We start from the raw sequence: 324 nt of genomic DNA on the forward strand, positions 1-324 counted from the left end.
CGCGCAAATCAATCCTGGTTTCCGGCGGCACCGGCAGCGGCAAGACCACCTTGCTCAATGCACTGTCGAGCTACATCCCCGCCAAGGAGCGGCTGATCACCATAGAGGATGCGGCCGAACTGCAATTGCAGCAGCCGCATGTCGGCCGGCTCGAGACGCGCCCGCCCAATGTTGAGGGCAAGGGTGAGGTGCGCCAGCGCGAACTGCTGAAGAACGCATTGCGCATGCGGCCGGATCGCATCATTGTCGGCGAAGTTCGCGGCGAGGAAGCCTTCGACATGCTGCAGGCGATGAACACCGGCCATGAAGGCTCGATGACGACAA

At 62.3% G+C, this 324-nt stretch carries 1 protein-coding gene; it reads left to right on the forward strand.

What is annotated here, in order from left to right:
• Nucleotides 1-324: CpaF/VirB11 family protein (locus EOB49_RS34990; protein WP_164781991.1), on the forward strand; the 324-nt coding region annotated here is incomplete at both ends.

Origin of the sequence: Mesorhizobium sp. M7A.F.Ca.MR.148.00.0.0 (genome assembly GCF_003997735.1) — a bacterium.
In the GTDB taxonomy this organism is placed as follows: Bacteria; Pseudomonadota; Alphaproteobacteria; order Rhizobiales; family Rhizobiaceae; genus Mesorhizobium.